General features: G+C 70.7%; 4 protein-coding genes. 3 read left to right on the forward strand and 1 reads right to left on the reverse strand.

All coding sequences use genetic code 11. The features are described 5' to 3' along the window. Positions 1-2: 2 nt before the first annotated feature. A complete protein-coding gene (ptsP, locus tag GBZ48_RS27205; protein ID WP_174473890.1) occupies positions 3-2594 on the reverse strand; it encodes a phosphoenolpyruvate--protein phosphotransferase in 2592 nt (863 codons plus the stop codon). A gap of 331 nt (positions 2595-2925) precedes the next feature. Between ptsP and ptsG the strand changes: the two genes are divergently transcribed. From ptsG to nagA, 3 genes are all read left to right on the forward strand, one after another. Beyond that, positions 2926-4710: a PTS glucose transporter subunit IIBC gene (gene ptsG, locus GBZ48_RS27210; protein WP_174473891.1), complete on the forward strand. Its 1785-nt coding sequence runs from the start codon at positions 2926-2928 to the stop codon at positions 4708-4710. 179 nt (positions 4711-4889) lie between these two features. Then, a complete protein-coding gene (locus tag GBZ48_RS27215; protein ID WP_174473892.1) occupies positions 4890-5951 on the forward strand; it encodes an SIS domain-containing protein in 1062 nt (353 codons plus the stop codon). After that, positions 5951-7111 (forward strand): N-acetylglucosamine-6-phosphate deacetylase, encoded by a 1161-nt coding sequence (nagA, locus tag GBZ48_RS27220; protein WP_174473893.1) that lies wholly within the window; start codon positions 5951-5953, stop codon positions 7109-7111. Before GBZ48_RS27215 ends, nagA begins: the two co-directional genes overlap by 1 nt. Positions 7112-7310 lie beyond the last annotated feature (199 nt).

Consider the following 7310-nt stretch of genomic DNA (forward strand, 5'->3'; position numbering starts at 1 on the left):
CATCAAAGCGCCGGCCAGGTCTCCGCGACCAGCCGGCGGACCTCTTCGGCGCTGTCGGTGCCGAGGGCGGCTTCGGCGACGCGGCGGCAATCCTCCATGCGCAGGGTGCGGATGAACGCCTTCAGGTCGGCGATCACCGCCGGGGTGGCCGACAGTTCGGTGACGCCGAGGCCGATCAGCAGTGGCGCCGCCATCGGGTCGGAGGCGGAGCCGCCGCACACCGCGACCACCCGGTCGTTGGTTTTCGCCCCCATCACCGCAAGGCGGATCAGCCGCAGCACGCCCGGATGCAGCGCGTCGAGCTGGGCCGCCACATGCGGGTTGCCGCGGTCCATCGCCAGCACATACTGGGTCAGGTCGTTGGTGCCGATGGACAGGAAGTCGGCCACCGCGCCGATGCGGTCGGCGATCAGGGCGGCGGCCGGCACCTCGATCATCGCCCCCAGTTCGATGGGTTCGGCCCGGCTGAGCTTTGCCCGCTCCTCATCCACCATCGCCCGCACCGCCTGGAGTTCAGACGGCGAGGCGATCATCGGCACCATGATGCGGCAGACGCCGGCCGGCTTCACCCGCAGGATGGCGCGGATCTGCGCCCGCAGAAGCTCCGGTTCGCGCAAGCCCACGCGGACGCCGCGCAGGCCGAGCACCGGGTTCTCCTCCTTCGGCAGGGGCAGGTAGGACAGCGGCTTGTCGCCGCCGACATCCAGCGTGCGGATCACCAGCGGCCGGCCTTCCAGCGCATCGGCGATCTGCTGGTATTGCTGGTACTGCTCATCCTCGGTCGGAGCGGATTGGCGTTCCAGGAACAGGAACTCGGTGCGCAGCAGGCCGCAGCCCTCCGCACCCTCCACCACCGCGCCGGGGGCGTCGCTGACCCGGCCCAGATTGGCGAACACCTCGATCCGCGTGCCGTCGGCCATCCGGCAGTCCTCGCGGGAGGTGAGGCGGTTCTCCTCGCGGCGCGCCGTGCGGGCGGCGACGGCGGTCCGGGTCGCCGCCAGCGTGTCCTCCGGCGGGAAGACCAGCAGCTCGCCGCGGTTGCCGTCGATCACCACAGGGGCGCCGTCCGGCACCCGCTCCGCCTGCCGGCCCAGCGCCACCACGGTGGGCACGCCCAGCGCAGCCGCCAGGATGACGGCGTGGGAGGTCGGGCCGCCATGCGCCATGCCGATGCCGGCCAGCCGTCCGGCCGGCACGCCGGCGAGGTCGGAGGGCAGGATCTCGTCGGCCAGGACGATGCTGCCCGCCGGCAATTCGGCCAGCCCGACGTCGGGCCCCTTGCCGGACAGGGCGGCCAGCACCTGCTGTTCAAGGTCGCGCAGGTCGGCGGCGCGTTCGGCCATGCGGGGATCGGCGAGGGCGGCCAGGGCGTCGGCCTGGAGGCGCGCCGTGCGTTGCCAGGACCATTCGGCGCTCTTGCCGGCCCGGATGTCGGCGAGCGCGCCGTCCAGCAGCTCCGGATCGTCCAGCAGCTCGCGGTGGGCCTGGAAGATGGCGGCGTGTTCGGGCATCCGCTGGGCGGAGTGAGCCAGACCGGCGACGACTTGCTCCAGCGCCCGGCGCAGGCGCGGCTCCTCGATATCCAGGCCGGCGCCCTGTTCGACCACGCGCACAGTGGTGCGGAACCGGCGGACGACGGTGCCGGCCGCCTGTCCCGGCACGGCGATGGTGCCCTTCAGCAGAACCTCTTCGCCGGGGGCGAAGGGGGGGCCGACCTCTTCCTCGGCGGCCGGCTGGGCCGGGGCCGAGATCGATGTGGGGGCGGTGGGGTTTGTCGCCGGCGCGGCCAGCGAACCGGCACCGGCGACGACCGGGTCGCCCAGCCCGCCCTCGATCAGCACGGCGATGCTTTCCGCCATGTCCTGGGCGCCGGGACCGGCGGCGCTCACCGTCAGCCGGTCGCCGAGCACGGTGCCGAGTCCCATCAGGGCGACAACGCTCTTGGCGTTCGCGCGGCGGTCGCGGCAGTGGATGGTGACCGTGCCGGGATAGGCCTTGGTCGCGGCGACCAGGGCCGCGGCCGGGCGGGCATGAAGCCCGTTGGCGATGGGCAGCATAACAGTCCGCTCGCCGGTCTCTCCATCGCCCTCTTCTGCCGAGTCGGGGCCGGCGGCGGGGAGTCCGGCATCGGCGCCGCTGCCGCCATGAACGGTCATCGCCGCGTCGCCGGTGGCGATCTCGCGATCCACCGACTGGCCGTCGACGGTGTAGCCGTCATTCACGACGACCATCATGCTGACGAGGCTCTGCGCCCGGCTTCCCACCAGATCCATGTCGAAGCTGATCAGGCGGTCGCCGGTCTTCACCGATTGCCCGTCCCGGACATGGGCGGTGAAGCCCTCGCCGTTCAGGCCGACGGTGTCGACCCCCAGATGCAGCAGAATTTCCGCTCCGCTGGCGGTGCGGACGGTGCAGGCATGGCGCGCCCGGTGGATCGACAGCACGGTGCCGTCGCAGGGGCTGCGCAACTCGTTCACCGTGGGGTCGATGGCCATGCCGGTTCCGACCAACCCCTGGGCGAAAGCGGGATCGGGCACCTCGGACAGCGGCATGGCCCATCCGGCCAGCGGAGCTGCAAGCGTGATCGCGGTCATGTGGTTCGGTCCTCTTTTCTTATCGCTAGACCGCAGCGGGCATCCCCTGGCGGGCGTCTCCTGTATCGGACGCCGTCTGTGCGCAGACGCCGCATAGCCCAAGCGCAATTCTCGTCATATGTTATCGAAAGATCCCGTCCGGGAAAGGCGGAAGCCTGCGGCCAATCCGCGCCCCGCATGGCGCATCGGGGATAAGCCGCAAGCTTGCCCGGCACGCTATGTCGCCTATGTCGTGAAACCCGAGCATGGGTCAGGTTGTATTCCCACCCAGGGCCGACCCATCCGGAACCCAGGATGTCGCCGCCGCCGGACAATTTGCGGGAGAGCCGCCATGGCAATGAACCCCTTTGCGTTTCTACAGAAAATCGGCAAGTCGCTGATGTTGCCGGTGGCGGTTCTTCCCGTCGCCGGTCTGCTGCTGGGTATCGGCGCGGCGAACTTCGAATGGATGCCGCCGCTGCTGTCGATGCTGATGAAGAATTCCGGCGACGTGATCTTCGGCAACCTGCCGCTGATCTTCGCCATCGGTGTGGCGCTGGGCTACACCGAGAATGACGGCGTGTCGGCCATCGCCGCCACCATCGGCTATATCGTGATGCTCGCCACGCTGGGCGTGATGACCGGGGTCTGGGGCATGGAGCCGAAGACCATCATGGGCATCAAGTCGATGGAAACCGGCGTGTTCGGCGGCATCCTGGCCGGCGGGCTGGCGGCGGCGATGTTCAACCGCTTCTACAAGATCGCGCTTCCGGCCTATCTCGGCTTCTTCGCCGGCAAGCGGTTCGTGCCGATCATCACGGCACTGGCCGCCATCGTGCTCGGCATCGTGCTGTCGGTGGTCTGGCCGCCGGTGCAGGAGGGCATCAACAGCTTCTCGCGCTGGGCGGCGGTGAACGATCCGCGTCTGGCCGCGACCATCTACGGCTTCGTCGAACGTCTGCTGATCCCCTTCGGTCTGCACCACATCTGGAACGTGCCCTTCTTCTTCGAGATCGGGTCCTTCCAGAACGCCGCCGGGCAGGTGGTCCATGGCGACATCGCCCGCTATTTCGCCGGCGACCCGACCGCCGGTATCCTGTCCGGCGCCTTCCTGTTCAAGATGTTCGGCCTGCCGGCCGCGGCCATCGCCATGTGGCACACCGCCAAGCCGGAGAACCGGGTGCGCGTCGGCGGCATCATGGTGTCCGCGGCACTGACCTCCTTCCTGACCGGCATCACGGAACCCATCGAGTTCAGCTTCCTGTTCCTGGCGCCGGTGCTGTACCTGATCCATGCGGTGCTGGCGGCGACCTCGCAGTTCATCATGAACTCGCTCGGCGCCCATATGGGCTTCACCTTCTCGCAGGGCGGCATCGACTTCGTGCTGTTCAACGCGCTCAGCCCGCTGTCGCAGAAATGGTGGCTGGTGCTGATCCTTGGGCCGGTCTACGCGGCGATCTACTATGTCGTGTTCCGCTACACCATCCTGGCGCTGAACCTGAAGACTCCCGGCCGCGAGGACGCGACGGAGGAAAGCGTCAGCACGGCCACCGGCAGCGAGCGGGCGCGCGACCTCGTCCTGGCCTTCGGCGGGCGTGGCAACATCAGCAATCTGGACGCCTGCATCACCCGCCTGCGCGTGGTGGTGAAGGACCCGGCCCGCGTCGATGACGGCAAGCTGCGAGGCATGGGGGCGTCCGGCGTCCTGCGGGTGCGCGACAGCGTGCAGGCGGTGTTCGGCACCCTGTCGGAGAACCTGAAGACGGAGATGCAGGAGTATCTGCACAGCGCCGGCGCGGAAGCCGACGGTCCCGCCGCCGTGGCGGCTCCGGTCGTGGCGAAGCCCGCCTCTGCTCCGGCCGCGGCGCCGGTCCCGGCCGACCGTGCCGCCCGCATCGCCGAGGCGCTGGGCGGCGCCGGCAACATCAAGGAGGTGGCCGGATTCGCCATCACCCGTCTGCGGGTCGAGTTGAGCGATGTCGGCAAGGCGAATGCCGAGGCGCTGAAGCGGGCCGGCGTGCGCGCGGTGATGGGACTGGGCGCCAACGGGCTGGACCTGATCGTCGGCAACGATGCCGACGCGCTGGCGGGCGCGATGACCGGCATGCTGCCGGGCGGACGGCGTGCCGCCGAATAGCGGGCATCTTGTCTGGTATTTGAGTGGTTTTATCGTGCGGCGTGACCTTTCCCGGGTCGCGCCGCTTTTCTTTTCCGCATTGCGGCGGCTGTCGTGATGAGATTCCACCAATGGACGCTGGCCTCCGGTGCAAGAAGGTCTTACATTGGTATCTATACCAGTCAATCGCGAGCGCCGCCATGACCGATCAGGGCAGTCCAGAGTTCAACACCTCCCGCTCCACCCCGCTGATGGCGGTGGAGGCGGCGGAGGCCCCCGCCGCGGTGGCCCGGCAGATCGAGCGTTGTGGCGCCGGCTTCGCCGAACTGGGCGAACGGCTGCGCCGCGAGCCGCCGCGCTTCGTCGTCACCTGCGCCCGCGGCAGTTCCGACCATGCCTCGGCCTACGGCAAATATCTGATCGAGACGCGGATCGGGCGGGCGGTGGCCTCCATCGGGCCGTCCATCGCCTCGGTCTATGGCGGGCATCTCAGCCTGGAGGGGGCGCTGTTCATCGCCGTTTCGCAGTCGGGCCGCAGCCCGGACCTGCTGCGGCTGGTGGAGGCGGCGAAGGCCGGCGGTGCGCGGGTGGTCGGCTTCGTCAATGCCGAGGACTCGCCGCTGGCGGAGATGTGCGACCATTTCCTGCCGCTGGCGGCCGGGCCGGAGCGCAGCGTCGCCGCGACGAAATCCTGCATCGCCTCGCTGGCCGCCTATCTGCAACTGGTGGCGCACTGGCAGGACGATCCGGCTTTGAAGGCAACGCTGGCGGCCTTGCCCGACACGCTGGAGGCAGCCAGGGCGCTGGACTGGAAGCCGGCGCTGATGCCGCTCGCCACCGTGCGGAACCTGTATGTGCTGGGGCGCGGAGTCGGTTTCGGTGCGGCGCTGGAGATGGCGCTGAAGTTCAAGGAAACCTGCCGTCTGCACGCCGAGGCCTTCAGCGCGGCGGAGGTGGTCCATGGCCCGCTGGCGCTGGTCGGCTCCGGCTTTCCGGTGCTGGCCCTGACCCAGGCCGATGCGGCGGAGCCCCACACCCGCGCGGTGGTGGAGCGCATCGTCGGGCTGGGCGCCGCTGTCGCCACCACCGAGGCTGGACTTGCGGGAACGACGCTGCTGCCGAGCCTGCCGGGGATCGCGCCGGAGGCGGCGCCGCTGGCGGCATTGCAGAGCTTCTACGGCGCGGTCTATGAACTGGCGCTGGCCCGCGGCATCGACCCCGACAGTCCGCCCAACCTTGCCAAAGTGACGAAGACCGTCTGATGCGAGAGCTCCTGACCGGTGCCCGGATTTTCACGGGCGAAACCATCCTCGACGGCCGCAGCCTGCTGATCCAGGACGGCCGTATCCTCGACATCGTCGCCCCCGGACGTACCCCGCCGGACGTCGAGCGGACGGTGGCGCTGGAGGCCGGCGACCTGCTGGCGCCCGGCTTCCTCGACATCCAGGTCAATGGCGGCGGCGGCGTGCTGTTCAACGAGCAGCCGACGGCGGAAGCGACGCTCGCCATTGCCGCGGCGCACCGGCGTTTCGGCACCACCGGGCTGCTGCCGACCATCATCACCGACACCCCCGACTGCCACCGAGCCGCCGCCGAGGCGGCGGTGACGGCGGTCGCCCAGCCGGGCAGCGGTGTGCTGGGCATCCATTTCGAAGGGCCGTTCATCAGCCCGCAGCGGGTCGGCGCCCATGACCCGCGCTTCGTGCGCGCGCCGGACGAGGGCGATCTCGACTTCATCGGCGGGCTGCCGGCGCGGATGCCGGGCGGCCGGGTGCTGCTGACCCTGGCGCCGGAATGCGTGGACGACGCGGCGCTGTCCCGGCTGATGGCGGCGGGGGTGATCCTGTCGGTCGGCCACACGATGGCGAGCGCCGAGCGGGTGGTGGATGCCTTCGATCTCGGTGTGCGCGGGGTGACGCACCTCTACAACGCCATGCCCGGCATCGCCAACCGCCAGCCCGGCCCGGCCGGGGCGGCGCTGGGCGACGGGCGGCCCTGGTGCGGGCTGATCGCCGACGGCCACCACGTCCATCCGCTGATGATGCGCGCGGCGCTGGCCGCCCGGCCGCGGGGCCGGATGATGCTGGTGACCGACGCCATGCCGCCGACCGGTACCGATGCGGATCGCTTCGAGCTGAACGGGCGGACGATCTACCGGCGCGACGGACGGCTGGTGCTGGCCGACGGCACTCTGGCGGGGGCCGATCTCGACATGGCGACGGCGGTGCGCAACGCCGGGACGTTGATCGGCCTGCCGCTGGAGGAATCGCTGCGGATGGCGTCGCTTTATCCGGCCGAGTTCTTGGGAATGGCGAGCGAGCGCGGCCGGATCGCGCCCGGCTGGCGGGCCGATCTGGTGCTGCTGCGGCCGGATCTGACGGTGCGCGGGACTTGGGTCGAGGGGGAGTGGCGGGGGGCCTAGGGGGGGGGGGGCCTCCCTTAAGGGACCCCCCCCCCCCCTGGGTGCCCCCCCCCCCCCCCTCCCCCCCCCCCCCCAGCCCGGGCGGGGCGGGGCGGGGCCCGTTGCCCTCCCGCCCATACCCCGGCCGCCGCGTGGGGCGTCCCGCCCCCCCCGCGCCCGCCCCCCTGCCGGCGGCCCGGCCCGCCCGGGGATCCCCCCA

It is taken from the genome of Azospirillum melinis (assembly GCF_013340935.1).
GTDB classification, from domain to species: Bacteria; Pseudomonadota; Alphaproteobacteria; order Azospirillales; family Azospirillaceae; genus Azospirillum; species Azospirillum melinis.